General features: G+C 65.0%; 25 protein-coding genes and 1 pseudogene. 11 read left to right on the forward strand and 15 right to left on the reverse strand.

The annotated features are described in order from the left end of the window. Window positions 1-5: 5 nt before the first annotated feature. The 3 genes from ACH49N_RS27980 to ACH49N_RS27990 are packed head-to-tail and all read right to left on the reverse strand — an operon-like array spanning window position 6 to window position 3,569. A complete protein-coding gene (locus ACH49N_RS27980; protein ID WP_358275857.1) occupies window positions 6-2,096 on the reverse strand; it encodes a tyrosine-type recombinase/integrase in 2,091 nt (696 codons plus the stop codon). Next, the gene (locus tag ACH49N_RS27985; RefSeq protein WP_358275859.1) at window positions 2,093-3,217 is read right to left on the reverse strand and encodes a tyrosine-type recombinase/integrase; all 1,125 of its coding nucleotides are present in this window, start codon (window positions 3,215-3,217) and stop codon (window positions 2,093-2,095) included. The genes ACH49N_RS27980 and ACH49N_RS27985 overlap by 4 nt, the downstream gene beginning before the upstream one ends. Next, complete coding sequence (locus ACH49N_RS27990) at window positions 3,150-3,569, reverse strand: hypothetical protein (RefSeq protein ID WP_358275861.1); 420 nt, start codon at window positions 3,567-3,569, stop codon at window positions 3,150-3,152. Before ACH49N_RS27990 ends, ACH49N_RS27985 begins: the two co-directional genes overlap by 68 nt. Before the next feature lie 110 nt (window positions 3,570-3,679). On the opposite strand from ACH49N_RS27990, the gene ACH49N_RS27995 reads away from it, so the two are divergent. From ACH49N_RS27995 to ACH49N_RS28010, 4 genes are read left to right on the forward strand one after another with little or no spacing between them, the layout of a single operon-like run. Beyond that, entirely contained in the window at window positions 3,680-5,203 is a 1,524-nt protein-coding gene (locus ACH49N_RS27995) for a site-specific integrase (protein WP_358275863.1), read from the forward strand. Between the two features lies 1 nt (window position 5,204). Beyond that, on the forward strand, window positions 5,205-6,971 hold the full coding sequence (locus tag ACH49N_RS28000; protein WP_358275865.1) for a hypothetical protein: 1,767 nt from the start codon (window positions 5,205-5,207) through the stop codon (window positions 6,969-6,971). Continuing rightward, window positions 6,968-9,121, forward strand: coding sequence for an integrase (locus tag ACH49N_RS28005; protein ID WP_358275867.1), 2,154 nt, complete (start codon window positions 6,968-6,970; stop codon window positions 9,119-9,121). Before ACH49N_RS28000 ends, ACH49N_RS28005 begins: the two co-directional genes overlap by 4 nt. Beyond that, window positions 9,111-9,473 carry a hypothetical protein gene (locus tag ACH49N_RS28010; protein ID WP_358275869.1) on the forward strand — a complete coding sequence of 121 codons (363 nt, stop codon included), beginning with the start codon at window positions 9,111-9,113 and terminating at the stop codon, window positions 9,471-9,473. Before ACH49N_RS28005 ends, ACH49N_RS28010 begins: the two co-directional genes overlap by 11 nt. Here the strand turns inward: ACH49N_RS28010 and ACH49N_RS28015 are convergent. The 10 genes from ACH49N_RS28015 to ACH49N_RS28060 all read right to left on the reverse strand — a co-directional run bounded on the left by ACH49N_RS28015 (window position 9,470) and on the right by ACH49N_RS28060 (window position 17,175). Next, entirely contained in the window at window positions 9,470-10,555 is a 1,086-nt protein-coding gene (locus ACH49N_RS28015; RefSeq protein WP_358275871.1) for a phosphotransferase, read from the reverse strand. The genes ACH49N_RS28010 and ACH49N_RS28015 overlap by 4 nt on opposite strands. Window positions 10,556-10,676: 121 nt before the next feature. Then, window positions 10,677-11,210, reverse strand: coding sequence for a hypothetical protein (locus ACH49N_RS28020; RefSeq protein WP_358275873.1), 534 nt, complete (start codon window positions 11,208-11,210; stop codon window positions 10,677-10,679). A gap of 3 nt (window positions 11,211-11,213) precedes the next feature. Next, window positions 11,214-12,380 carry a phosphotransferase family protein gene (locus tag ACH49N_RS28025; RefSeq protein WP_358275875.1) on the reverse strand — a complete coding sequence of 389 codons (1,167 nt, stop codon included), beginning with the start codon at window positions 12,378-12,380 and terminating at the stop codon, window positions 11,214-11,216. Further along, on the reverse strand, window positions 12,377-13,354 hold the full coding sequence (locus ACH49N_RS28030) for a hypothetical protein (protein ID WP_358275877.1): 978 nt from the start codon (window positions 13,352-13,354) through the stop codon (window positions 12,377-12,379). Before ACH49N_RS28030 ends, ACH49N_RS28025 begins: the two co-directional genes overlap by 4 nt. A gap of 452 nt (window positions 13,355-13,806) precedes the next feature. Further along, a complete protein-coding gene (locus ACH49N_RS28035; RefSeq protein WP_358275879.1) occupies window positions 13,807-14,049 on the reverse strand; it encodes a ParB/Srx family N-terminal domain-containing protein in 243 nt (80 codons plus the stop codon). Between the two features lie 87 nt (window positions 14,050-14,136). Further along, window positions 14,137-14,394, reverse strand: coding sequence for a hypothetical protein (locus tag ACH49N_RS28040; protein ID WP_358275881.1), 258 nt, complete (start codon window positions 14,392-14,394; stop codon window positions 14,137-14,139). A 21-nt stretch (window positions 14,395-14,415) separates the two neighbouring features. Beyond that, window positions 14,416-14,622: a hypothetical protein gene (locus tag ACH49N_RS28045; RefSeq protein ID WP_358275883.1), complete on the reverse strand. Its 207-nt coding sequence runs from the start codon at window positions 14,620-14,622 to the stop codon at window positions 14,416-14,418. Between the two features lie 430 nt (window positions 14,623-15,052). Then, complete coding sequence (locus tag ACH49N_RS28050; protein WP_358275885.1) at window positions 15,053-15,964, reverse strand: ArdC-like ssDNA-binding domain-containing protein; 912 nt, start codon at window positions 15,962-15,964, stop codon at window positions 15,053-15,055. Between the two features lie 396 nt (window positions 15,965-16,360). Further along, window positions 16,361-16,792: a hypothetical protein gene (locus ACH49N_RS28055; protein ID WP_358275887.1), complete on the reverse strand. Its 432-nt coding sequence runs from the start codon at window positions 16,790-16,792 to the stop codon at window positions 16,361-16,363. Between the two features lie 158 nt (window positions 16,793-16,950). After that, window positions 16,951-17,175: a hypothetical protein gene (locus ACH49N_RS28060; protein ID WP_358275889.1), complete on the reverse strand. Its 225-nt coding sequence runs from the start codon at window positions 17,173-17,175 to the stop codon at window positions 16,951-16,953. Between the two features lie 426 nt (window positions 17,176-17,601). Here ACH49N_RS28060 and ACH49N_RS28065 point away from each other — a divergent pair, with 426 nt between their 5' ends. Both ACH49N_RS28065 and ACH49N_RS28070 read left to right on the forward strand, forming a co-directional pair. Next, on the forward strand, window positions 17,602-18,303 hold the full coding sequence (locus ACH49N_RS28065) for a DUF3800 domain-containing protein (RefSeq protein WP_358275891.1): 702 nt from the start codon (window positions 17,602-17,604) through the stop codon (window positions 18,301-18,303). A gap of 206 nt (window positions 18,304-18,509) precedes the next feature. Next, window positions 18,510-19,016 (forward strand): hypothetical protein, encoded by a 507-nt coding sequence (locus ACH49N_RS28070; RefSeq protein WP_358275893.1) that lies wholly within the window; start codon window positions 18,510-18,512, stop codon window positions 19,014-19,016. A 235-nt stretch (window positions 19,017-19,251) separates the two neighbouring features. Here ACH49N_RS28070 and ACH49N_RS28075 read toward each other — a convergent pair whose 3' ends face one another. Beyond that, complete coding sequence (locus ACH49N_RS28075; RefSeq protein ID WP_358275895.1) at window positions 19,252-19,773, reverse strand: PhoU domain-containing protein; 522 nt, start codon at window positions 19,771-19,773, stop codon at window positions 19,252-19,254. Between the two features lie 468 nt (window positions 19,774-20,241). On the opposite strand from ACH49N_RS28075, the gene ACH49N_RS28080 reads away from it, so the two are divergent. The 4 genes and pseudogenes from ACH49N_RS28080 (at window position 20,242) to ACH49N_RS28095 (ending at window position 23,521) form a co-directional block, all read left to right on the forward strand. Next, complete coding sequence (locus ACH49N_RS28080) at window positions 20,242-21,180, forward strand: recombinase family protein (protein ID WP_358275897.1); 939 nt, start codon at window positions 20,242-20,244, stop codon at window positions 21,178-21,180. A 716-nt stretch (window positions 21,181-21,896) separates the two neighbouring features. Next, window positions 21,897-22,117, forward strand: a pseudogene (locus tag ACH49N_RS28085) (M23 family metallopeptidase); the annotation flags it as partial. Window positions 22,118-22,204: 87 nt separating this feature from the next. Beyond that, the gene (locus tag ACH49N_RS28090; protein ID WP_358275919.1) at window positions 22,205-22,993 is read left to right on the forward strand and encodes an alpha/beta hydrolase; all 789 of its coding nucleotides are present in this window, start codon (window positions 22,205-22,207) and stop codon (window positions 22,991-22,993) included. 90 nt (window positions 22,994-23,083) lie between these two features. Continuing rightward, on the forward strand, window positions 23,084-23,521 hold the full coding sequence (locus ACH49N_RS28095) for a helix-turn-helix transcriptional regulator (protein ID WP_358275899.1): 438 nt from the start codon (window positions 23,084-23,086) through the stop codon (window positions 23,519-23,521). 240 nt (window positions 23,522-23,761) lie between these two features. Here ACH49N_RS28095 and ACH49N_RS28100 read toward each other — a convergent pair whose 3' ends face one another. After that, window positions 23,762-25,189, reverse strand: a complete 1,428-nt coding sequence (locus ACH49N_RS28100) for an MFS transporter (RefSeq protein ID WP_397504806.1) — start codon at window positions 25,187-25,189, stop codon at window positions 23,762-23,764. A 576-nt stretch (window positions 25,190-25,765) separates the two neighbouring features. On the opposite strand from ACH49N_RS28100, the gene ACH49N_RS28105 reads away from it, so the two are divergent. After that, the coding region (locus ACH49N_RS28105; protein WP_397504809.1) for a heavy-metal-associated domain-containing protein at window positions 25,766-25,871 on the forward strand (106 nt) is incomplete at its 3' end.

Below are 25,871 nucleotides of genomic sequence, written 5' to 3' on the forward strand. Positions count from 1 at the left end.
CATCATCATGCCTCGCCGTCGTCGTCGAGATCGTCGAGCAGGTGCTGCAGCCGCCGGCAGGTCGCTTCGTGCCGTTCGACTTCCCGGTCCCAACCGCGCGAACGGGCGTCGTCGATCAGCACCTGTTCGGTCGCGAGGCGGGCCCTGATCCGCGGCGCATATTCGCTGGTGGTGAGGAACTTTGGACAGGTGAGAATCAGGTCGCACTCGCACGGTCCTTCCGCGGGTAGCCGCAGGCAGTGCCCCAGTTCGAGCTCGGTCTTGAGGAAGTTCGTCTTCAACCAGTCCACGGTTGCGTCGTCGAGGGCGTCGTGCAGGAGAGCGTCGGCGGCCGGGCCGGCGATCCGGTGCCCGTCCGCGAGCGCACTCTCGTACTGGCGCCGGATCTCGGGATCGGAAATGCGGCTGTAAATCATGGACATGGTCGCGCTGCGATGTCCGAGTATCGCCATGATGGTCTGGATGCGGGCGCCGCCCTCGGCGAGTTGGGTGCCGAGGGTGTGCCGCAACCGATGGGCGCTGACGGTCGGAGATCCGCGGTCATCGACCAGACCCGTAGCGCCACACACGGTCCGGAACGCCTCGTCGAAGAGAGTTTTGACCGAGAGCAGCTTGCCGCGACGGACGAAGACGTAATCGACCCGGCGGCCGGTGACCTCGTCGATCCGGGATATTGGGCGTTGGGCCCGGGCCAGGTCGATGGCATGTTCGAGGGCAGCGGCCGCGTCCGGGTGCAGCGGGACGATTCGTTCGCTGTGTCCCTTTCCGACCGGGATCCGCAGCCGTGGATGTCCGCCCGGATAGGTGTCGAGGCAATCCCAAGTCAGTCGACGGATCTCGTCGCGACGGGCCCCGGACCAGCGCAGCAACAAAAGTGCAGCCCGTTGCAGCGGGTCGGCCAGTTCGTCGATCGCGGTCATGATCGCGTCGAGTTCGTGTTGAGGAAGATACCGGGGAATCGACTCCGGGCGCCGGGGTGTGTCACGGGAGGTAAGCAACGGCCGGCCGGGAACCTCGTCCCACTCCCAGACCGCCGTGTCGCGGCAGAACCCGGCGATCCCGTTGAGTTCGTGCTTGACCGTGGTCGTCGCCAGCGGCTGGCCGGTGTGTTGGCTCGGACAGGTCGGCAGCCACCGCATGTATTCCTCGATGGTCGCGCGATCGACCTGCGCGAGGCTCGTGATCTCGGGATGGTGGACGCCGAGCCAGTTGACGAACCGGCGCAGCGCCTGCCGGACGTGGAGCACCGTCTGCGGGCGATCCAGCTTGGCGTCGAGCCGCAGTTGTAAGTACCGCTCGATGACCGCCCGGATCTTGGGCGGGCACGGCTCGGGGAGCAGTCGGTCGGTCCAGTTCGCGATCGTGCGCGTGCCGATGCGCGGCGCGGTGGTGACCTGGCCGACGTTGTACAGCAACACATGGGTGCCGTGGAGATTCGCGAGGTGGTTGCGGAGGAAAACGAGATTGGCATCGGGGTCGTCGCGGAACTGGCCGTTCGCGAACAGCGTCCGGCGGAGAATATTGAAATCCTCACGTGCCGCGAAGGCGCGGATGGCCGACCCGAACGCGAACAGATCTGCCGAGGTGACCGCGGTCAGATCGGGGTCGCCGCGGTGGAGCATGAGCCGGCCCAGACACCAGATCAGGCTGTTACGCGCCTTGACCGAGGAATGGCCCAGTTCGGTCAGCCGCCCGACCCACTGCTCGAGCAGTGCGAGATCGACGCCGAGGCCGGTTCCCCCACCACGCTTGTCGAGCAAACGGGCGTACTTACGGGCGAGGAGGAACTCGAAGTCCAGGCCGACTCCCTGCACCATGGATAGATACACCAGGTAGCCGCTGGCGCGATGTGAGTCGGTCCGCCCGTTCGAGCGCATGCCCTCGCCGACGAAACCGAGCCGCACCAGCAGCGGTTCGGTGAACCATGTTTCGAGGTCCGGCCAGCGCTCGACGAACCGACGGTAGGCACCCATCCGCTCCCACCTGGCCGGAAGTTGGGGCACGTGGGCGTCCACCCACGCCTGGTATTCGCCTTCGTCGACGTGCCGCCGCGGAGGCGGGACCGATGCCGTCCGGGCAGTCGCCGGCCTGGTCAACGGCGATCCCGTAATGCGATCGAGTACTCGTCCCGCACCTGCTGATCGGAAACCCGGGTATAGATCCGGGTCGACTCCGGGGAGGCGTGCCCGAGACGACGCTGCAACGCCAACTCCCGCATGCCCGCCTCCCACATCGCGGTCGCATGAGTGTGTCGCAGGGCGTGCGGGGTCTTGTCGGCCGTACGTAGTCCGAGCGTGTCGAGCCGCCGGGCGAACATCCGTACCAACGCGTCGTACGAGAGCGGCTCGCAGCAGCGGGCACCGCGGCCGCCGACCAGGAAGACGAACGGACTCGATGCATCGACCGGACGTTCATGGAGCACATACCGATTCACCGCATCCAGCGTGCGCGGCTCGAGCAGGTCGACGATCCGTTCTTGGCGCGACTTCGCACGTACGCCTCGCGGATGGTCGTCGCGTTTGCGGATCGTGACCCGCCGTCGGCCGTAAGCGATGTCGACGAGCTGAAGCCCGAGAACCTCTCCCGGACGCAGGCCACCGTCGAGCATCAACAGCATCATCGCCAGATCCCGCAAACAGGTCATGCTCTCGAGCAATGCGGTCACCTCGGACTCGCTCAGCGGCCGAGGCAAGCGGCGCGGCAGTCGGACCCGCACCTCCCGGCTGACCGGCTGCTGCCGACTCGCGTTCCCGGTGAACGGGCGGTGGCGTTCGGCGACCATCGCCAACGCGACATCGCGGCGGCGGCGCATCGGATTCTCGCCGGTGACGAGTTCGGCGACGATTGCCCAGTCGTAGAAGCTCGATACCGCGGCCAGCACCCGCGCCACGCTCGCCGGCGCCAACAGACGCCCGCCGGACCCGACAGGTGCCAGACCCAACCGCTGGGCCGGTCCGCGCACCGGACGGTGACGCAGCCACCCGAGCAGTTCCAAGGCCAGCGCGGGTCGGAACTCAGGCCAGTCGATTCCGCGTTCGGCGAAGAACTCGAACACCAGCCGCAAGTCGTATCCGTACGCCAGCGCCGTGTTCGGGCTCCGGCCGGAATCCAGTACGTACCGCAGGAATCGGGTCACCGGCGGCACCGGCTCACCATCGGCTCCGACCAGGACCACCGAGGACACGATCCCGCCCGTCTTCACGGTCTGCACGTGCATGACCCCAGCCCACCACCAGTTGATCCGATCGCTGTGCCGACTCGCCGTGAGTTGTCCACATAAGAAAGAACTCGGCGAGGATCGCGGCCTTTTCCATGTCGAGTTGTCCGGCTTCGAATGCCGCGCGGGCCTTTTCCGATTTGCCGATGACCCCGTTCGCTTTGACCTGCTCGCGGGGCATGGATACCGCTTTGGCGACCTTGGTGACGGAGAATCCGAGCTCGAGCATGTCCGCGACGGCGGCGGCACGGTCACCGGCGGTCAAGTCCTCGCGCTGATCGTTCGCGACGACCTGGTGACTGATCCGCTCGAACTCGCGCGTCTTGTCGTCGGCTGCCCGGTCGGGGCGCACGAGTACCGGGATGGAAGCGAGGGCGGCCTGGCGCGCGGCGAGGACGCGTTCCCTCGAAGGTCTGGGCGTGTTGCAGCCGAGATCAGGTTTGACGGAGTTACGTTCGCAGGGTGCCCACAGCGGACGCTGTTTCCGGAAGTAATTCGGACTGGCCCGATGGCGCTGAGTGGATGTTGTACTGGACCACTCGTGGTGTCGAGGTGCCCGTCGGGTTCGACGATGTACTGGACGGGTGGGTGGACATCGATGCCCGCGAGCGGGCGCTGGGCGTCGACGAGGCTACGCCGATCCTGATCGACCCGGTCGGTCGGATCGACCCGCGACTGGCGAAGTTCTTCCGTCGGTCGAGGTTCGCGTTTCTCGCCGAGGGAACACGGCAGTCGTATGTGAAGGATTACCGCCTGTTCTTCAGCTTCCTGTGGCGTCGCGGAAAGTACTGGAATCAGGCCGATTACGACGACGCCGGCGACTACGAGGCGTGGCGACGCCGGTCGACGGACAACCCGCGGCGGGTCGGTGGAGCAAAGTGGGCTCGGGAGTTGGCCGCCTTCAAATTGCTGTTCGACTGGGCGGTGGCCACCGGAGCGGTGCAGCGTAGCCCGGTGGCGACACACACGGTCCGCCGGCGAGACGGCGCCGTGGTCGAGGTGGCCGACAGCCGACCGAAGGACGTGCGGGTCGCCAACGTCAAGTGGGTGACCCCTCGAACCTATCGGCTGTGGCGCGACATCGGGTTGCGCGGCTACTCGGGCGACGGTGTGCCGGAGCCGGGTTGGCGGGGCCGCAACGACGGCCGCAACGCAGCCTTCGCGGATCTGTTGTTCGATACCGGACTGCGCCTGCGGGAGGGCGGCTGCTTGCTCACCGTCGAGGTTCCCGTCCCGATGGCCGGCCAGGGCTACTGCGAGGGCCCGGTGGCGGCCGCGACCGCGAAGCGCCGGGAACGCTGCTTTTACGTCCCGGTCGAGACGCTGAGCGGGATCGCCGGCTACGTCGCTACGACCCGGCGTGACGCGGTTCGGCGTGCGCAGCGGGCGGGCCGATACGACCGGCTGGCGGGGAAGCTGATCGTCACCAAGGCGTCGGCAGGTCAGCGCCGACTGTCCTGGGAAGACGGGTTGGGGCGCCGCGGCGAGTTCCCCGTCACCGCGATCGATGAGCGTCAGCGGCGTCGACTGTTCGTCGAGGGCGAGGCGGGGCTCGAGCCGCTGCAGTTGTGGCTCACCGATGCCGGTCTGCCGATGGACTACCGATCCTGGGAGGCGGTGTTCGCCGCGGCCAACGCCCGGTGCCTACGGTTCGGGAAACCGATCGGCATCACTCCGCACAGCTGCCGACATTCCTTCGCGCTGAAGATGCTGGTCACCCTGCAGCGTGGGCTCGATGCCCGGTCCGGCCTGGACGAGGCGGAGCGAGACCACCTGCGCAACGTCTACGGGAATGCATTCACACTGGTCAAAGACCTACTGGGACACCGGAGCGAACAGACGACCCGGGAAATTTACCTCGAACCGCTCAACGGTCTGCGCCTCGGAATGATCCTGGACGGCAGCGACGACCTCAGCGCGGTCCTCGCGCGGGTCTCCGCCTCCACCGGCCGGGTCGTCGATATCGCACCCGACGGGGGAGCCTAGCGTGCCGAGCCGACATCGGAGCAGGGCGGTGTTGCCCGCCGCGGAGTATCGACGTCCGGCCTCGTTGGACAGCACCGGCCTGGTGGTGACCCTGTGGTCCGAAAACGGGGTCGCCGAAGGTGTTTTCGACTTCACCTCACTGCCGGGCACTCTGGTGCTCCGGCAACAGTTCGCGGCTGCGTTCGATCGCCAGATCGGGCCGGACGGCCCGTGGCGTGCGTGGGGCACCTGCTACTGCGGCTATCAGAGTGTGCGGTTGCTGCTGCGCGGGTTGGCCGCCTTGGAGCGGCCGCCGGAGACGATGGCGCAGATCACCCCCGCCGTGTGGATTTCCTGGCGGATGTCGCTTCCCCCGACCCCTGGAACCCGCCACCATCTGGTCTCCCTCCGGGCCTTGCTGTCTCAGGCGCGCGAGCTTCCGTCCGAGACACTCGAGATCGTCGATCGGCGCATCGATCCCGCGCCGGCATCGACGGAGATCGCCTACACCTACCAGGAATTTCTGCGCATCCGCTCAGCCGCGGCGACCGTCTTCAACAGCGCCCTGATCCGGATCCGGGACAACCGCGAACATCTGCGCCGCTGGCGGGCCGGCGAGTTCCGGGCGGCGAGCAGCGACTGGTTGCTCGGTGAGGCGCTGGATTGTGTGGCCCGCAGGGGTGACGTGCCGTTGCTCGCGGCCCGGCCGGACTGCGGGCGACGGCCGTCGCGCCGGCATCTGGGCGCCCTCGGGGGTCGTGCACCGCAGCAGACCTGGGGCCGTCTGTTCCTCAGTCGCCGCGAAGTATTCGCGGCGGCGATCCTGCTGGTGGCCAGCGAATCGTGGAACAAATCCGTGCTGCACCGGATGCGGATCCCGGATCACGCCCCAGCCGTCGCCGATGACGTCGACGTCTTCACCGTGCACCTCGACAAGCCCCGCCGACCGGTGCGGCTGCGACACACCAGCGCCAACCTCCTCGACAGCGGCCCGAGCAGTGCGGGACGGCTGCTGCGCCACGTCATCGAGGCCACCGACCCGGCCCGGGAGACCCTGGCGGTGCTGGGCCGGCCCACTGACCGGCTGCTGGTCTACCGCACCGCGTGTCCGTCTCGCTGCGGGCAGGAATTCGCGTTCGGCATCGCCAAGAGCCTGACGGTCGGGACTGAATCGGTGAGCCTGCGCCGGCTGCGGCGCACCGTGCAGGTGCTGATCCGCAAGGAACCCGCCCAGAACACCCCACAGGTCCACGACACCGTCTACATGCTGCGAGATCCCGCCGGCCGCGCCGCCGCCGGCGAGACGATCGCCCGAGGACTCACCGACGCCGCCGAGCACGCCCACCTCATCGGAGCGATGCGGCTGGTCCTCGGCGGCGACGCCGAGACGTTGGTCGAGCTGTCCGACGATCCCGAGCTCGCCGCCGCCATCCAACGAGGCGACCTCGACACCGCCACCGCGGCCTGCACCGATTTCACCCACAGCCCGCACAACGACCCGGGCCTGCCGTGCACCGCGTCGTTCCTGCTGTGCTTGGCCTGCCCGAACGCGGTCGCCACCCGACGGCATCTGCCGCGCCTGGTCCACCTGCACGACGGGATGACCGAACTACACGCCGTGCTGGACACCACCGTGTGGGGCCGGCAGTGGCAGCAGCACTTCGAGCGGGTTTCCGTGCTGTTGGACACCCACACCACCGCAGCCGAACGATCCGACGCCCGCGCCCGGGTCACCGATGCGGACCGAACGACCATCGACCGGTTGCTCCGCAGGACCTTCGACGCATGACCACCGCGGGCGCATCGAATCCCGGCGTCGACGGACACCGGCTGGTACACGACGCCGATCCCTTCCTCGATCCGCATCGACTGCCCGACACCTACGACGCCGGGGCCGTGTCCCGGTTCGGTGACCTGCGGTGGGATCTGTCCCCGCTGAACACCAACGACCACCAGGTGCACGATTGCCTGAACTGGCAGCTGTTTCCGCTGCCGCTACGGGCGTCGTTCCGACGCGCCGGGTGGGCGTTGGTCAACCTCCCGACCCCCGAGGTGCTACTGGAAAGTCGCAATGCTCACCGACGCAAATGGCTGCACCCGGCTTCGATGCGCAACGTCGTCGGCCAATGGTGCCAACTCGCGGAGTGGCTGCTCGCCCGCGATATCACCGAACTCGGTGCGCTGACCGTGGACGACCTTGCCGACTACGCCGTCGAGGTCGGACGTCTCGGGATCTCCACCACGACGGCGGGCAATCGCCTCGCCGCCGTCACTCTGCTGTGGGGGTTCGCCCCGCGCCTGTCGCCCGGCGACCGCATTCCGATGCCGACCTGGCACGCCGAAGGCCTACGGGACTACCTGCGGCGCTCCGATACCACCAATGAGAACGGCATCTCCCCGATCCACCCGGCGGTGATGTCGCCACTGCTGATCTGGGCGATGCGTTTCGTCGACGATTTCGCCGACGACATCCTCGCTGCCTGGCAGGAACACCAAACGCTGACCGGCCGGATCCGGCCGCACGCCGACCCCGCGGCGTCCGCGGCCATGCGGGACCTGGTCGAACAGTACGCCGCCGAGAATCGGCCGCTGCCCGGTTGCATCCACAACGGGCGCCCGATGCTCGCGATCTCCTACCTCGCGGGCCGCGCCAATGCCAGCAAGGAGCAGGCCAGCCACGCCGTCCGGGCCTACGGACCGCACCTGCCCGTGGCGGAGGACGCACCGCTGAGCAGCCTCATTCGGGGGCGCCTGGCCGGGCGAGCGTGGCTCGAGTACATCACCTTCCACGAGGCCCCGCGGCTCATGCACCGACTGTCCACGGCCTGCCTGATCGTCCTCTTGTACCTGACCGGGATGAGGCCCGGAGAAGCGCTCGAACTGCGCGTCGGGTGTTGCCCGGAACCCGGACCCGACGACCCGCGCCCCCACGGCCACCAGATCCACGGCAACTACTTCAAGGGCGCCCGAGACGACGCCGGCAAGCACGTGATCGGTGGACTTCCCCGGGACACACCCTGGACCGCGATCGCGCCGGTGGTCCGCGCGGTACGCGTACTCGAGCGAATGGCGGACGGGCCGTTGCTGTTCCCCGTGAAAACGGCCTGGGCCGCGACCACGACGGGCTCCCGGAAGCGGCGCGGGGAGGCCCTGACCTGTCAGGGCGCCAACAGTCGGATCGCGGCCTTCACCGACTGGCTGAACGACTACGCGGCCCGCACCCGCCCCGACGAACGCATCCCCGACGATCCGCACGGCCCGGTTCACGTCAACCGCTTCCGGCGCACCCTCGCCTGGCACATCGCCCGCCTGCCTGGTGGCCGCGTCGCGCTCGCCGTGCAGTACGGGCACCTGCGCGCCTCCACGGTCACCGACGGCTACGCCGGACGAGCCCGCGACGGACTACGCCGGATCCTCGACATCGAAACCGCACGAGCCATGGCCGACTACCTCGACACCGTCGCCGATCGCCTCCACCGCGGCGAACACGTCTCCGGACCCGCCGCCCGCCGCCTGATCGGCGCCGCCACCGGAGCCCAGCTCCGATTCGAGGGCATGTTCCTTACACCCAAGCAGGCGCGCGCACTGCTCGCCGTCCCGAAATTCCACGTCTATGACAACCCCGAAGCGTTCCTCACCTGCAACTACGATCCAGCCAAGGCGCTGTGCCACCCGGACCGCACCCATCCAACCGGGCGATCGACATCCCCCGCGATCGACCGGTGCGACCCGGCCTGCGCGAACATCGCGCGCACCGACACCCACATCGCCGCACTGCGCACCGAGATCGCCCGGCTCCGCGAAGAAATCGTCGAGCCAGCCACCCCGATGCCGCTGCGGGAACGCCTAGGCCAACGAGCAGCCCACCTGCACAAGCTCGTCGAGCAGCACGAGCAGACCCGCATCACGCACTGCAAGGAGACCGACGTTGACCGATGACGACGACCGGCGTGCCATCACCGCGGCCATGCAACGACTATTCGCCGGAACACCGCTGTGCTCGTCGGGCAAGCTCGACATCGTCACCCTCGCGCAAGAAGCCGGGGTGAAACGAAACAAGCTGATCCACAAGCACACCGACCTCAAGGATCTCTTCTACGCGCAGCGGCGAACCCGCGACGGCGTCCCCGACAACGAGGTCAAACTCCGCGAGCAGATTACCGCCCTACAGAGGACCAACCAGTCGCTGAAAGACGAACGAGATCGCTACCGCCTGACCAGCGAAACGTTCGCTCGCGCGATGCACGTGCTGACCATCGAGAACGACAATCTCCGCCGCGACTCACATTAGCGTCTGGCGAGGGCAGTGAAGCTGTCGAGATCCCGTGTTTGCGTTGCGTGTCGTCTGATCCAGGTGCGCCACATCTCGTCTCCTCGGGGGGTGCGTTTGACTGCACCCGCGCCGTAGACCCCGACTTGGAGACCGTGGATGGCCAGTACTCGGTAGTCATCCCAGCATTGCTCGAGGGTGTAGTCGGTGATTCCGAACGCGACGAGATTCTCGTGGTAGTGACGAACGAGATCATGCTCATGGATGCGTCGTTGTTCAGTGGTCAGACTGCCCCCGAGGAAGTACGCAATATCGATGGTGCCGCAACCGACACCGACGCCCTGCCAGTCCAGAACGGTCACCGGACGCGCGTCGCTCTTGACGGCGAAGAGCATGTTGTCGGCGCGGAAGTCGTTGTGCCAGAGGCAACGGGGCTCGGAGAAGACCTCTTTCCATGTCTCGATGTGGTCGTTGAGCTTGGCTGCCTCTTGCAGATCAGCCTCCGATGCCAGGTCGCCGACTTCCTCAGGGAAGGCTGAGACGATGAAGGGAAACCCGTCGGTCGCTTTGACGAACTGATCGACGGTTGCTTGAAGCCAGGGTTTGCTGGTCAGGCCGGGATTCTTCCAGGACGCGGCATGCAGCCTCGCTGCCTGTTCTAGAACGAGGCTAGCCTCGTCGGCGGTGCATCCGACCAGTTGATCCACCGTGCGAGCTGGGGCCAGATCCTCCATCATCAACACAAAGTCGGTGTCGTTGTCAGCGAGGGCAGCGTGGAAGGGGTGAGGGCGGGCGATCGGCAGGTCCGGAGCAAGTTCCTGGTAAAACCGGATCTCACTCCGGTAGAAACCCGATTGTCTGCCATATTCACGGCTTGTTGCGTCGGCTGAGGGGAATTTGCCTACCACCGTTGCGGGGCCTGAGGCGACGGGGTCGTAGGTGAGTGTGAAGCGGTAGCTGTCGGCCAATTGGCCGGTCCCACAGGGCTGGCGGTCGACGACGACGACCCGACCGGACTGCAGTACGCCGGCGGACGAAAGCATGTGGGTGAGCCATTCAGGGCTGATGGCGTCGACGGGGACCACTGGTGCGAAGGGTGTCACAGGAGTTCCTTCGGTGTTCTGGACGTTACGTGAGGCACGGATGGTGGGTTTCGCTCGGGCGGGCGGACGGCTGTCAGTCCGCCCGCCCGCTGTCTTCGGCGCTTGAGATGCCGATGGTGGGTCAGCGTGTTGCGCTGGAGATCAATTCCGGAATGCTTGGCAATGTGGCGGCGTCCGGATCGGTGCCGTGGCCGCGGAACCATGCCCTGTCTCGGGTCGCTTGACGGCTGCCGTGGTCCACGATCAACCGGTGCTGCATGGTCCGGGAGCTGAGATGGCCGTCCTCGGCGCTGGCCCGCACCAGCGCGTCGATGCCGCCGGCAATTGTGTTGCGCCTCTCGTGTGCGGTCGACGGGGATGTCGACGTACTGACCTCGTCCTGGATCTGGCGAAGGGCCTTTGCTGCGGCAGTGGTTACGGGCCCGCCCTCGGTGGCCGCCAGCAGGTCATTGGCCAGGGCCGACATGTCGGCAAGGCTTCCCAGCTCGTATTCGGCCATGTACCGGTACTGTTCCGCCATCGTGGTGAGGTGAACGATGGCGAGCGTGGCCTGTTCACGTGCGAGCACTTCTTCGGGGGGCAGTGCCGGAATGATCACCTGCTCCAGCGCGCGGGCGACGGTGGCTAACCGGATTCCCATACTTGGGGTTGTCATGGATCAGCCCTCCTGTTCGAGAATGCGGGCGATTTCGCCGAGGAAGGTATGCGCGACTGGAGCCATCCAGGACAGCAGAACGTCTTGGTGGTTGTGCCCGCGGATGGCGGCCGAACAGCCGGTCCCGAGGTTCATGACGGCGCATTTGTAGGCGGCGAGCATCTCGTAGAAGGTCAATTTCTGCTGGTCGACTTGGCGCCCTGTCGCTGCTTCGTACCGGCGGATGAGCTCGTCCCTGGTCAGCAGGTTGCAGACGAGTATCTCACCGTCCTGCGATGCGCCGGCAAAGAGTCGTTGAACAATCCAGCCGAGGTCTTCGTGGTAGTCGCCGATGTGCGCGAGTTCCCAGTCGAGTACTGCGGTGAACTGCCCGGATTCGACATCGAACATGAAGTTTCCGGTGCGAAAGTCGCCATGTAGCAGGACTAGTTCATCGGTATCGGGTAGCCGGTCCCGCATCCATTGCTCAGCGAGGGTGATCAGCGGATACGGGTCGACGCAGTCGTCGTGCCACACTCGGCTCCACCAGTTGACCTGCCAGAGCGCAGCCTCGCCGGGGTGTCCGGTGGGGGCCTGGAAGTGAGGCAGTTGCGCTTCCTGCCAGCGGACCGCGTGGATCTTGGTGAGATTGTCGATGAACTGCGGTACCAGCCGGGCCCGCCACTGCGGCGTGAAGGACGTACCGACACCCGAGACCACCATCGCATCCGACGGGGGCTTGGTCACGCCGTCGACGAAGCTGGTAATAATGCCCGGTTGGCCGAGATAGGTTCCGTCACCATCGAGGAAGCGAGTGGTGGGAGTGGGCACGACCCCGGCGAGCGCTCGAAACGCCTCGTCCTCACGGTAGCGGCAGGTCTCGACGATGCTCTCGGGTGGATCCAGGCGCAACACCAACTGCTCTGGTGCATGGCCGGGCACCGTCATGATGAAGGAAAACTGCTCCTTCGAAGCGCCGCCGGGCATCCGCTGAACGCCGTCCAGATCGAACTCGGTAATCCCCGACGCTTGCACCAACGCTGTCACCCGTTCAACCACGTCGAGGGCGGTCAAGGGTTGGTACGGCCCCTGTTCACGCCGTGCGATCTTGGCACCGAGCAGTTCGGCCACACGGGGCTCGAGTAGATTGGTTTGCCGACGGATGTCGCTGACCTTCTCGGCCGCGGTCACGACCCGCTCCTCGGCACATACGGGCCGCTCGTGATTCGGTCGAGCGGGCAATTTTCCTGGGCAAGCCCGAAGCCCACCCGGTCGCCGGCGTGCCAGCGCACGCTGCTGTGCGGCACGTAGCTGTTGCTGTACGGGGTCCATGGATGCTGTCCGACAGGAGTGCCGACCAGCACGTGCTCGCGGTCGTCGACGTCTACGACCTGCAGCTCGTAGCTCACCGGCATCTGGAACCGGCCGCGAGTTGCGCGGAGCCGGCCAGATTTGAGTCCGCGGACGCGACCGTCGACGAGGGCGTACCCGTGAGCGAAGGTGAACCCGTCCCAGCCTTCCTTGCTCAGATCCCGCGACCATATGGTGTTGATGGAGTAGTCCTGACCGAACGCGGCGTTGATCCACCCCATGCTGCCCATGAGCTGCTCGTTGCGCGGACCCCAGCTGTGATCCATCACCGTCACACAGTCGACCGGGAAGGTCCGTCCACGAATCTTCGCGGTGCCGGTGACGTGCACGGTCATGTCGAAATGGTTGGCATAGGCCATTCCGAAACCGCTTTGAGATCGGTCGCCGGTGGCGAGCGGATCCATGCTGGGGTCCTGGATGTCGTAGGGCTCCATGATCCCGTGGACGTGCCAATCGAATTCGGTGTCATCGTGACCGATGTAGCGGATGTAGTAGTCGCGAGGCTCATTGGAGGTTTCCAACGAGAGTCCGTTGGGCAGAGAGTAACTCTGTAGCTTGTCGGGAAGTGGCAAATGCTGTTGAAAATCGTAGTAGAGGGCATCGAGTGGGCTGTCGCCGATCCGATCGAACGCCTCGATGTCGCACACCATCGCGCCGACGCCAGGGCGGGCGATGGTGTATACCCACGCAGCAATGTTCGGCTCCGGAAGGTACACCGAGAACCAATTGGTTTCGGCCCAATCGTGTTTAACGTCAGCAGGGGTGTGGAATTGAACATCTTCCGCGGCTATCACTGCATCTCCTTCAGACGTGCTTGCGCCAATTTGCGCTCGTAAGGAACGTTCCGAATGAACGTCTTGTCAGCGTGCCAAGAGGGAAGATGATCCACATCACACCGATGTGCGATAGCTCTCTATACATAGGGTGAAGTGACCTTAACCACATCAGTGGGCTTGCTGACACCGTACTCGGGAGCTGCGAGGTGGCTCCTTGGCACGCGGCGTCGGACCGAGATGCTTTCAACGTTCGCGGGGTCGGCGAACGGATCCCGCTGAATCAGCGCACCGTGCCCCGAGTACACACCTCGAGGTTGGCTCGACGGTGGATTCGGTCCGGCGACTGTGCGGTGGGTTCGGCATCGGCGACCCATTCCGTGCCGTCGGCGGTATCCACGCGCTGAGCCGATGCCGCTGCGTCGCGGCCGGAAATTGCGACTCGTCCGCCAACTCACGCCGACACAACACCCCTACTTTCTGGGGAATGTGCGTCGCTGCCCGTCGCGGAGGCTGATCGTGCCGTCCGCCAGCTCGATCGCGGTGACCGCCAGCAGTACCCCATGGTTGCGGACGGAGTCGACGAATTCCTTTGCGAGCGGCAGCTCTACCGTGGTGCGGCAGTTGCGGCCGATCTCGATGATGTTCGGGTCGAGCCGCATCAACGTTTCGTCGTTGGTCTCGATCGTCGTGGCGGTGTCGATGGTTGCGGTCATGGTGTTCGTTCTCCTAGACTTCGTTTTCAGAACACCGGGCAGATTCCAGCTGCCCGGTGTTCTGGTGTTAGACGACGTTTTTGGCGGTCAGCGGTGTGCGAGTGCGCGCGCTGGTGGGTCTGGCTGATGTAGCGAGGTGTGCACGTCGGCGCACTTGTCGACCTTGATGTGGGTCACGAGCAGGTGTTCGGCTCTGTCGTGGTTTCCGGTCGCGAGCAGCAGTTCCACGAACCGATCGACCTCACTGCACGTGCAGTGAGTCGCGATCGCTTCCCCGAACTCACCGTCGCTGAACAACTCGGCTACCCGGTCGGTCGTCTCGCAGATTTTCACCACGTCATACATGTTTTTCCTTCTCTCGTCGCTTTAGGAATGCAGGAGCGCGCTGGCCTCGTCCAGGGCGCGTGCTGCGTTGGCCAGGTGCCCGGCCCTGACCGCACCGGTTGCGGTCTGCGACCGGGCGATCTGACCGGTTGCCCAGGTGGTGAGTTCGCGGGCCTTGTCGTGGCGCTCGGTGGTGGACAGCACTGCCGGGGTGGTGTGCTCTTCGAGGTTGATGATGGTGACGCTCACTGAGGGTGAACCTTTCGTCGTGGACGGGACTCGAATCTCGTGCCCCGCCAATTTTTTTGCCCTTCTGGCGAAGGAGAATCGGATCGGCATGAGGGGGCCGGAGTGCAACTTCTGAGCCGGGAAAGTTTCTCGTCGAGCGCAGCGAGTCGAGAGAAGTTTCCCGGAGCCGTAGGCCGGAGCGCAGCGGAGTCAGGGGTTGCGCGCAGGTCACCGCCGATCAGAATCGGAAGGCCAGAAGGGAAAACAAATCAATGCTCTTCCCGGGCGGAGCGCAGCGGAGCTCCTTTTGGGGGACACCGCAGGTGGCCGGCCGCCGGGCAGGCGCCATCCCACCGGCGGCAAGGGGGTCTAGAACCGACCAACGGCACCGGACATTTCGGCGGTCCGGTGCCGTGGCGTTCCGTGGGAGGGGTTTCCGTTGTCCCGGTGGTCAGGCGGCGGTGTGCTCGGTTTCGCTTTCGTCGGTCGCTTCGGTTGCGGTGGGGGTCAGTGCCTCGGCGAGGGTATGCACGGTGGCCAGGACCGTGCGGGCGGTGTCGGTGATGGTGTCGGTGTCCCCTTCTGCCCATCCGGCGATGTAGCCGACGCTGTAGTCGCTGGCGTCGAGTCCGAGTAGTCCGGAGAGGACGTAGGCAACGGATTCGGCTTCGACTTCGGAGCGGCCCCGGTGCAGTTCGGCGGGGTCGATGTCGCCGGTGGCGTGCATCATCGCGTGAGCGGCCTCGTGGATCATTGTTCTCGCAGCTTGCGCGGGTGCAAGGTCGGCGTCGACGACGATGCGATGGGCTCCGTCGAGGGTGGTGTATCCGTTGGTCTGACCTGGTATCGCGGCGCGCTCGACGCTCCAGCCCTGGGCGATCATGACGTCGCGGACACGCTCGTAGATGCCGTGTTCGTCGGCGCCGGTCAGGTGGGCGGCGATCGGGTCGGGTTGGGGGTGTCCTTCGATCGGGTCGGTTTGGTCGATGTCAAAGACGGACAGCACCGGGTAGGTGGGGACCTTGCGCCTGGTTTCCTCGCCGGTCGTGGTGTCGGTGTCGGTGACGGTGCGGGAGCTGTAGCCGAAGATGCGGATTGCCCTCTCACCCTTTCGAACCTGGCGTCCACGCTGCTGCCATGCCCGGAATCCGGCGACCTGAGTGGCGTCGGGCCGCTGCGCGAGCATCAACAGAACGTTGTTCAGGCTGTAGGTGTGTAACGACCGGGCGGCGTCGAGGTAGGCGAGCCACTTGTCGGACTCGACCAGTGCCGATACCTGGTCACCGATGCGTGCGTGCAGGTCGGCGGCGAGTTGACGGCGAGCTTCTGCCTTGTCTGCCGTGTTTGCGGTGCGTGCGGCCATTGGTGGCCCTCCCAGCGATCCGAGGCGGGCTCGACGTCCCGCCAATTTTTTTGCCCTTCTGGCGAAGGAGAATCGGATCGGTATGAGGAGGCCGGAGTGCAACTGTCGAGTCGGAAAATCTGGGGGAGCGTAGCGGCGGAAAGAGTTTTCGGAGCCGCAGGCCACCGCGGTGTCGGCGGTTGCGCGCAGGTCACCGCCGATCAGAATCGGAAGGCCAGAAGGGAAAACAAATCAATGCCCTTACCGGGCGGAGGCGCAGCGGAGCATCTTCTTCTTGGGGGACACCGCAGGTGGCCGACCGCTGGGAAGGTGGATCACCAGCCGAGAAGAGAAGTGCGCTCGGTACCGACACTGACTCATCCGTGGGCCAGAAAGACGAAGAGCGTAAGGCTATCCCTAACCTGCCAGTGATCGCAGACTTTTCCACACGCGTCGAGTGAGCACGCCAAGACGGCTCGGGGGTGTGTCGATCTCGACAGGCAGACGTTCGATCGCGACGGCCTGAAATTCCGACAGGGTCTTCTCGATAGCCCTGAGATGGCCGAGTTGCACACGCAAGGCTTCGAATCGGATGGCATCTGAGAGACCCGTATCAATCAGGTCGCCCGCAGGATCCTGCGACAGCGACTCGATCTGATTCGAGATGTCGACGATGTAGGGGCGGAGTCGGATGTCGGCGACCTCGGTCAGCCCGCGCACCAGAAGCTTCCGCATTTCTTGTGTCAGCTCTCCCTGCTTTGCCACAGAGTCTGTGTTGGCCCATTCGATGAAGTCATTCGTGCTGCGCATCTTGGCCATCGCGAGAAAAGAAATGTGCTGCATGTCCATCAACGCTCGTCCCGTCGCGATCAGATTGGCAACAAGGTCCCGTTGACGATCCTTCCGAGCCTCTACGCGCCCATGTTCGAAGGTCGCCCGCGCCCGTGAGATCGTTGCCCAGATTCCGATCAGCGCGATGATGCCCGCGATGACGGGCGCCCAATCCTTCATGACGAGGCCAATAGGGTGACGTACTCGTCGCCGTAGCCCTCGAGCTCGACGCGGACGCGCTCTCGGACGCCATGCTCAAGCAGTTGCTGCCAGACAACCTTGCCGTCCGATCCGACGACAAATAGGACACCGAGGGCCAGCCTTCGAAGCCGGAATCCGTCACCGATGAACTCCACGGCATTGCCATTCTCTGGCGTGATTGTGATGCGCTTGGTCGACATGGCGCGGATCGTAACTGCGAAGTACGACGGCGAGGGCTCACCTGCCTGGACTACCAACAGCAATCTCGACAGATTGTCCTCCGTTGCCAGCCGAGTCTCGGGTTCCAAGAAAGAGCGGGCGATCCAAGAATGACAGGGCAGAGCCGATTGACGACGCCCACAAGACACGCCCGGATGCGTGGACATGGAGACACACCGAACGGGTTTTCATCCACACTGTGGAGAACACATGACATGGAAGTTCTGTGAATCAGTCCACATGTTGTACAACATAGTTTCCACAAGACATCGGCATTTCATGCACTCTTTGTCCCCAGCCGTGTACACAGGTCTGTTTGAAGGACGGCGGGCAATAGGCAATGCTTTCGTGCAACAGGCCGGCTGCACCATCAGCGCTGGTCGGCGGCCGAACGGAGGGCATGACCCGTGCTCCATACTTTCATCGACGAGTCGTACGGTGAAGACGACTACTACGTCGGCGGTGTGATCTTCACCGAACAGCAACTTGCGACCCTCACGTCCGACCTGGAGTTGCTTCGCAAGGACATCGGCCGCACGCACGGAACTCCCGACGACATCGAGTTCCACGCCCACGAGATCATGCAAGGCAAGAAGTCGTGGAGCTGCTTCGATGGCCGGGCACACGAGTCGGTCATGGTGTGCAGGAAGGTGGTACACGCGGTCGTCAACTGCGGAGCCCGAGTACATCTGCAAGGGGTCGACGTGCGGAAGCTGAATGCCCGGTACAAGTATCCGGACAATCCCTATCGGATTTCCCTGCGCCATCTCCTCGAACGGGTGGAGGGTCATTGCAAGCGGCACGACGAGACCTCGACCGTCACAGCTGACATTGTCGATGATTCGGGAACAGCAATCGCCGCTATCGAGGGTTACGTGCGTCAGGCGACGCCGGGCTATCGACCGACGAAGCTTCTGCGGATTCACCAGCCGATTGCGTACGTTGATTCGTGCACGTCTCTTGGAATCCAGGCTGCGGACGTTGTCACGTACGTACTCCGCCGGCATCGCGAAGTGACGAAGGCACACCCGAAGGCGCTAAAAGCATCACGGCAGCTGTTCAATGCGGTGAAGCCCAGCATTGACAGCATCCGGAAGTGGGAACCCTAGAAAGCTCTAAAGCCCCTCATCGGGGGCTTTAGGCGGACAACGAACCGGTAGCCGGTGCGTCGTGATTTTGAGGATAGGCGGAACTAGCGAATGCTGCAAGATGCTTGCTGCGTGCGGGTTCATGCTGTCTCGCTCGCCGAATATCGAGTGTCGGCCGTTGCCGATAACCTATCCGTCGGAACCAACACCGCTTAGGAGCAGCCTCCGTGCAGATCGTCACGCTCGTTATTGCGGTCGTAGGTCTTGTCGTTGCGACAGGCACACTGACCTGGAACATCACCATGTTCCGCCTGCAGGGTGCACGCGCGAAAGTTTCACCGATCATCGGAACTATTGTTCCTCAGGGGCTCATCCATATGCCCGCCAGCGAATCTGCTGTGGCCTCCATCGAACGCACAGCACGAGAGCACGGCGGCGAGCTCGTCGCTGGCGTCCAAGTCACCAACCGTGGGCGGCTCCCCCTTCACGTACAGAGCTGGGCATTCACGTCACTGCCGAACAAAGCCGCGTTCGCGCCCGGGTCAGATCCGGTTCTGTCGCCGGTGCCGTGCGAGATCGCACCAGGTAATCATGCAGTTTTCGTAGGTGAGGTCGGCACGGCCCGAGCGCTCCGAGACGTCGCTGCGGCGCCTCAGCGCATCGCGTGCAGGGTGACCACGGGCGACGACCGCAAGCACGTCACAGCCACCCTTCCGGAAGCTCTGTTTCGCTGATTTGCGCTAACTCGCGGCAACAAGCTGTGCATCGATGGACGGGGTACTCCGAGCACCTATTCGCATCGAGTTCGACGACGAGCCCAATCGCGCCATACCGCAGCCATCGCACGCTGGCCCAACTGGTCGGGATGTCAAGCTCCGACATCTGCAGCACTCTTCCCGGCGTGAGGGAGGTCGCGGGCTGCCACAACTCCAGGTGACCCAGCCTACGATCGTGACATCGATGCGATACCTACTGTGCCATCGGTTCTCCGGTCACCAGGAAGATCACCCGGCGGCCGACCACCACGGTGTGGTCACCGAACCGTTCGTAGAACCGGCCCAGCAAGGTCACGTCGACGGCGACAGTGACACTGTCGGTCCAGGCCGGATCCTGAATCAGATCCAACAGCTCACGGTGCAGGCCGTCGAGCTCGTCATCACGTCGATCCAGTTCCGTCGCCAGCTCGGGATCGTGGGTCCGGAGCACCTGCTCGGCCAGACCCGCCAACCCACCCGCCAACCGGCCCATCCGCCCGAGGAGTTGCTCGGCCTCACCAGAGGTGACGTGATTCGGATACCGGCGGCGCACACTTTCGGCCACATGCTGCGCCAACCCACCCATCCGGCTCAGATCCGCCACCAGGTGCACCCCGGTGATGACGCGAGGGCCGATGCCCTCGGCCATCTCGTCGAGTCGGTGTTTGGTCTCCGGGTCGAAGCGCAGCGCGATGGGATCACCCACCGGGATCCGCCCTGGCCTCGACTCAGTCATTTATCGCTCTTCTCGTCCGCCGATGCGCATAGTTGTGCCCCGGCATCGGTGACGCCGGGGCACAGGGTGTTCCGGGAACATGAATGGGGGGATGCACCAGAACGAATTCGAGTCTACGGATCGCCACCGACAAGGGGAGTCGCGCGGTCGCAACTGGCAGTCGGCAAAGTCCTTCGTGGATCCGTTGCCGAACACGAACTTTCCAGTGAAGTGTGGACATCATGCTCAACCGAGCCGGTCGGCACCACTGGCATCCGACTGGAGGGAGACAAGGTCTACGAGCTGAACTACAAGCGACCTTTAGCAAAGGCGAGGCGAGGCGACTACAAGGCTAGCCAAAGACCGGGCTGACGATAATCGATTCGCCTCCGACACCCGCCTCGAACAGCACATTCGCGAGCTCACGGGCGTCGAGAACCAATGTCGAAAACTGTGTCGATAAACCCTGCGTCTGAGTATTGTCGACACATGCTGATTGGTTACGCCCGCTCCAGTGCAGACCAGAACCCCGACCATCAGATCGATGCTTTGGTCCGCGCCGGGGTGGCCGCCGAGAACATCCACGTCGACCATGCGAGTGGGGCGAAGGCGTCACGTCCCGAGCTGGATCTGGCGTTGGCGCGGCTACGCGAGGGCGACGTGCTGGTGATCACCCGGCTCGACCGGCTCGGACGGTCGGTGCTGCACCTGGTCAGCCTCGGTGCCGAGCTCCGTGAGCGCGGCATCGGCATGAAGGTGCTCGAGCAGGGCATCGACACTGCCACCGCCGAGGGCCGCGCCATGTGCGGCATGTTTTCGGTGTTGGCCGAGCTTCAGCGCGAGTTGCTCGTGGCCAACACTCGAGAGGGGTTGGCCGCCGCGCGGACCCGCGGCCGTAAGGGCGGCCGTCCGCCGAAACTGAGCCAGGATCAGATCGAACTTGCTCAACGCCTCTACGACGCGGGCGAGCACACCGTCACCCAGATCGCGGGCATGCTGAAAGTGCCGCGCACCACGGTGTATGGGCATCTGAACAAACGCCGGACACCGGTCGCGGCGGAGAGCGCCGTGGTCTCGGCTCCTCCTGTCCGCCCGTCTCGGACGTGCCCCACCTGCGGATATGAGCCGACCACTCGCGCCGAGGCGGCACACCAACGTGCCGACCTCGCTGTGACCTGGCTCCACGCCGACCCCCACCACCGGGCGAGAGTTATCAGCCTGCACCACTGTCGGCATTGCGAACCCGGGCAACCGGCATTCGACATCGCCTGCAGCGTCTGCGGTGACGGGCCCATCCTCGCCGGTGCGCTCGCCGAGGAAGCGAAGAACGGTAACCTGACCGAGCCGGTGCGACGATGGCTCACGGCAGCGGAATGGGCAGTCACCCCGGATCTCTTATGTCCGGGCCACGCATATGCCGCTGACTGATCCCTGGGCGACCAGGCTGGCCTACCTGGTGCCGCCAAGCCGAACTGGCCGCCACTGGGACCATACCGTTGAGATGTCGCGATAGCTGTGCCGCCGCGGGGCTGCGGTAAGGCAGCTATGGCGGCTTCCGCGACGAGTAACAGGTCACCGACATGCTGCGCAACATGCTCGACGAACGCTCAGATCGTGGACGGCCGAGGAACTGAGAAGCCCGCTCCCCCAACACTTTTCATTAGCCGATAACCGTCGTTATGTCAACTAGTAAGTTGGTTATTCGCATAGCTTGCGAATACGTCCACCCGCGGTAACTGTCCGTTGACAGGAGAATTGGCATTTTTGACAAGGTGTGCGACACACTACGGTTTGGCGCTTGATTGTCAGGCATTGGGGCGCAGGTTCGTCTCGTGAAACTGGGTGGCGGCTTCGTCGTCTGTGCACGTCAACGCCACTCGGTGCTCGTAGCGGACCCGCCGAATCGCTACGGAAATGCCAACTACGCTGTCCGTCAACGTCTCGATTCTCGTCAACATAGTTGGCATTCCCGCAGGTCGCATATGCCAACTATGTTGACAGCGGACAAGTGGGTCGCATCATGAATACCGCCACCACCAACTGCAACTCGCTGCCCGCGATCGAGCTGCCCGACTTCCCGGCCGTACCGCCCGCGCCCGGCATGCCCGGGCCGGTCAACCCGGGCACCCCCGGCTCCGCTGAAGGCCCACACCGTGCAGCCGGTGGCCGGCACGCTGTCCTCCGGCTACGGCCCCCGCTGGGGCGCGCAGCACGACGGCCTCGACATCGCGGCCCCGATCGGCACCCCGATCCAGTCCGCGGCCGACGGTGAGGTCATCTCCGCGGGCCCGGCCTCCGGGTTCGGGTGTGGGTGCGGGTGCGGGTGCGGGTGCGCCAAGACGACGGCGCCGTCACCGTCTATGGAAGCTCCACGGCCGGGCACTCTCTGAGACACTCGTCGTGTTTCTGCTGCGAGTTCCGGATTGGGAGCGCGAGGAGATGGGACGGGGCGATGCATGGAATCACCTACCGCGGCGATGACGGGGCCCTCCTGTTCGGGGCCATGTGTGGGAGTGGTCCGGTCGTCGTACTGCTGCACGGCGGTGGCCCGGATCATCACAGCTTGGTCCCGATGGCGAATCGTCTCGCGGACCGGTTCACCGTGGTAGTTCCGGATGTGCGGGGGTACGGCCGCTCGGTGTGCCGGGATCCGGCTCTGCACACGTGGAGTCGCTATGCCGACGACGTGATCGCCCTCCTCGACCATCTCGGCGTACCGGAGGCGGTGGTCGGCGGGACCGGGCTTGGCGGCACCATCGCCTTGCGCGTCGCTCTGGCCGTCCCCGCACGAGTACGGGCGGTTGTGGTGATCAGTGCCGAGGATATCGAGGACGACGAGGCCAAGTTGGCCGAGACCGCGTTGATGGACCGCTTTGCCGAGCGGGTGCGCACGGAGGGTATCGAAGCGGCGTGGGAGTTGTTTCTTCCCCATTTGCAACCGTTGATCGGGAACCTGGTGCGCTCTGCGATACCGCGCGCCGACCCGGCCAGCGTCGCCGCCGCTGCCGCCATTGGGCGTGACCGCTCGTTTCGCACGCTCGATGAACTCGGTGTGATCGAGGTTCCGGTGCTCATCGTCCCCGGCGCCGATGAGCGCCATCCGGCCGCACTCGCCGAACGCATGAGCGCGAGCATCCCGCATGCGACGCTCGCGCGGGATGTGTCGTTCGATGCGCTGCGGACGGCGGACGATCTCGCCGATGCCGTCGCCCCGCAGATCCGCCGATTCCTCGGCAACTGAGGCCCTTCCCAACCCATCGAAAACCCATCCGGTATAACGGCGGGACCTGCATCATCCATAAGATGTCGCTCCGACGAACGGACCATCCCGGTGAGACCGCCGCTGAACGGGTTCCAACCCCGAGCTCTCGAAGTCGCGCGCACTGCGGCCGGGCTGTCGCGCGGCGCGCTGTCGCGCGCACTCGGTGTCGATCCGTCCACCATCCACAAATGGGAAACCTCGCGATCGCACCCCGAGCCCGAGCACCTCACCCGGATCACCGAGACACTCGGGATCCCCCTCGACCGCCTCCTCGTTGTTCCGCGGAATCGTCAGGTTCTGGCCGACCTGCGGATTCTTGCTGGATTGACGCAAAGGCAAGTCGCGAACCGAGCCGGAATCAGCACCACCACCATCGGCAAGATCGAGCGGGGCGAAGCGTCCCTGTCCGATCGCCATGCCGCTGCCCTCGCAGACGTCCTGTGCGTGGACGAACGAACGATCCGGGCCGCGTATCTCCGGAATCGGCCGCTCCCCCAGTCGCCATAACCCCCGGGGCTCCATCACCCCGTGGGGTCGGTGGCGTGTCGGCACCCTCCGGCCCCCTACGCCGACGCCGCCACCACTTTCCGGGTGTCTGGAGCAGAACCCGAAACGATGATGCCCGGGAAGGAGGGGTTCTGCGTGCCCATGCACTCAGCAGTCAGCGTTGTCGGCGTGCGGAATGAGGGCCGGTACGCGTGTGGTGGGAGCCGCGCCTGGCCGACTCCCACCACCGTGTTCGTTGTGTCAGTGCTGCTCGAGGACCGGTTCCGGTGCCGTGTCCGGCTGGGGCGTGCGCATCGACACGGCGGTGACCCCAGCACCGGCCAGGGCGATGACGGCGGCGCCGAGGAACGCGGCTGAGAATCCGTTCGTCAACTCCGGGAGGTTACCGATCTGGTTGGCGCCGAACGAGGCGGCGACCGCGGTCATGGTTGCCAGGCCGAGTGCTGAGCCGACCTGGTAGGTGACGTTGACGATGCCCGACGCCAATCCGCCCTCTTCGGGCCGTGCGGCGGAGATCGCCGTGCCGAGGGAGGGAATGAAGGCGAGCGACATACCCGCTGCGGCAACGAGGGAAGCCGGAAGCACGTCGACCCAGAAATTACCGGTCGGCCGGACCAGTGCCATCCACCCCAGCCCGATCGCAAGAACGATCAAACCGGTCACGATCATCGGTTTCGCCCCGAACCGCTGCATAGCCCGCGGCGCGATGACGATCATGCCGAGCATGATCAGTGTCGTCATCGGAAGGAGTGCTGCGCCGGCGGGGAAGGCGCTGTACCCCAACACCTGCTGCAGGTACAGGTTCAGGAAGAACCACATCGGGATCCACGCCGCACCGAGCAGCAGCTGGGCGATGTTCGCGGCGGCGAGGTTGGGGGCGGCGAAGATTCCCAAGCGCATGAGGGGGTCACGGCGCCGGGACTGGATCAGGACGAACGCGGCCAGCAGCACCGCGGACGCGGTGAGGTATCCCCATGTTTGACCGGAGCCCCAGCCGACCTCGGGAGCCCGGACGATGGAGTAGACGGCGAGCGCCAGTCCGGCGGTGACGGTCAGTGCGCCGAGAATGTCGATCGATCCGGATCGGGCGGGGGCGTTGGGCATCAGCAGCGGTGTCGCGGCGAGGGCGATCAGGGCGATGGGAATGTTGATGTAGAAAACCCACGGCCAGCTGAGATATTCGGTGATCATTCCGCCGAGGAACACACCGGCGGTACCGCCGGCGGGTGCGGCGGCACCGTAGACGGCGAGGGCCTTGGTCAATTCCTGTTGGTTGGAACCGAACAGCATCATCAGCAGCGTCAGTGCCGAGGGTGCGATCAGTGCGGCCCCGGCGCCCTGGATGGCGCGTCCGGCCAGTTCGGTGCCGACGTTCCCGGCGGCGCCGGCGGTGATCGATCCGGCGAGCAGAACCACCCAGCCGGTGGCGAAGATGCGTTTGGCGCCCCACAGGTCGGACAGGCGTCCGCCGAGCAGAAGCAGTCCACCGAAGGCGATGACGTAGGCGTTGAACACCCAGGTCAGGTTCTCCTGGGAGAAACCGAGGTCGGTCTGCATTTCCGGTAGCGCGATGCCGATGATGGAAGTGTCCATGATGACCATGAATTGGGCTGCGGCGATCAACGCCAGCGCCCACCACTTGCGTGTGGATGAAGCCTGCGTAGACATGACAATCATTCCTTACGGGTACGGGGTATGTGTGAGATGGACGATGACGAGCGCGGGGGTCGACCTACCCGCAACATCGAAGCCCCAGCCCCCGGTCGATCGCGAATAGCTCTGAATAGCTGGATCTTTCGGTTTGGTTGCCACCTTCTGTGCACATCGCTGCCCTCCTGGATTCCGCTCCGCAACCTCCGCGATATTGGTACCTTAGGGGGGTATAGTACACAGCGCAAGAGGCGGTCGTCTCGAAGTCGCCGAGAGAGTTCCGTTCCGGGAAGGCTGGGCCGTGACAAACACCCCAGCGAACGACCGGAGGGGTGTCTCGCGCCGCGATCGAATCCTTCACTCCCCACGCGAGATGCGGCACCAGCGCTGCCCCCTGCTCACGCGGAGACCCACTTCCGGTTTCCTGCTGCGCCAACCACCGGGATTCCGCGAACAGGCCCCTGGGGTATGGCCCGATGAACACAGGTCCCGACCCGCCGCTGTTGCATACGGTAGGGGGGTATGGTAAATCTGTAGATGGGTCGCGGCACCCCGATCGCACCTGGCGAACGAATCGAAGAAAGAAGGACATCGATGAGCACGAACACCGTCACCGTCACCGGAATGACCTGCGGGCACTGCGTTTCCTCGGTCCGCGAAGAGATCGGCAACATCCCCGGCGTGACCGCCGTAGACGTCG

Origin of the sequence: Rhodococcus sp. NPDC019647 (assembly GCF_044389235.1) — a bacterium.
Classification (GTDB): Bacteria; Actinomycetota; Actinomycetes; order Mycobacteriales; family Mycobacteriaceae; genus Rhodococcus_F; species Rhodococcus_F oxybenzonivorans.

Bases quoted from the DNA above. Each gene is read 5' to 3' on its own strand.
- ACH49N_RS27985 (WP_358275859.1), bottom strand. From the start codon at position 3,217: ATGCACGTGCAGACCGTGAAGACGGGCGGGATCGTGTCCTCGGTGGTC.
- ACH49N_RS28005 (WP_358275867.1), top strand. From the start codon at position 6,968: ATGACCACCGCGGGCGCATCGAATCCCGGCGTCGACGGACACCGGCTG.
- ACH49N_RS28020 (WP_358275873.1), bottom strand. From the start codon at position 11,210: ATGACAACCCCAAGTATGGGAATCCGGTTAGCCACCGTCGCCCGCGCG.
- ACH49N_RS28035 (WP_358275879.1), bottom strand. From the start codon at position 14,049: ATGACCGCAACCATCGACACCGCCACGACGATCGAGACCAACGACGAA.
- ACH49N_RS28040 (WP_358275881.1), bottom strand. From the start codon at position 14,394: ATGTATGACGTGGTGAAAATCTGCGAGACGACCGACCGGGTAGCCGAG.
- ACH49N_RS28050 (WP_358275885.1), bottom strand. From the start codon at position 15,964: ATGGCCGCACGCACCGCAAACACGGCAGACAAGGCAGAAGCTCGCCGT.
- ACH49N_RS28055 (WP_358275887.1), bottom strand. From the start codon at position 16,792: ATGGACATGCAGCACATTTCTTTTCTCGCGATGGCCAAGATGCGCAGC.
- ACH49N_RS28060 (WP_358275889.1), bottom strand. From the start codon at position 17,175: ATGTCGACCAAGCGCATCACAATCACGCCAGAGAATGGCAATGCCGTG.
- ACH49N_RS28075 (WP_358275895.1), bottom strand. From the start codon at position 19,773: ATGACTGAGTCGAGGCCAGGGCGGATCCCGGTGGGTGATCCCATCGCG.
- ACH49N_RS28080 (WP_358275897.1), top strand. From the start codon at position 20,242: ATGCTGATTGGTTACGCCCGCTCCAGTGCAGACCAGAACCCCGACCAT.
- ACH49N_RS28090 (WP_358275919.1), top strand. From the start codon at position 22,205: ATGCATGGAATCACCTACCGCGGCGATGACGGGGCCCTCCTGTTCGGG.
- ACH49N_RS28100 (WP_397504806.1), bottom strand. From the start codon at position 25,189: ATGTCTACGCAGGCTTCATCCACACGCAAGTGGTGGGCGCTGGCGTTG.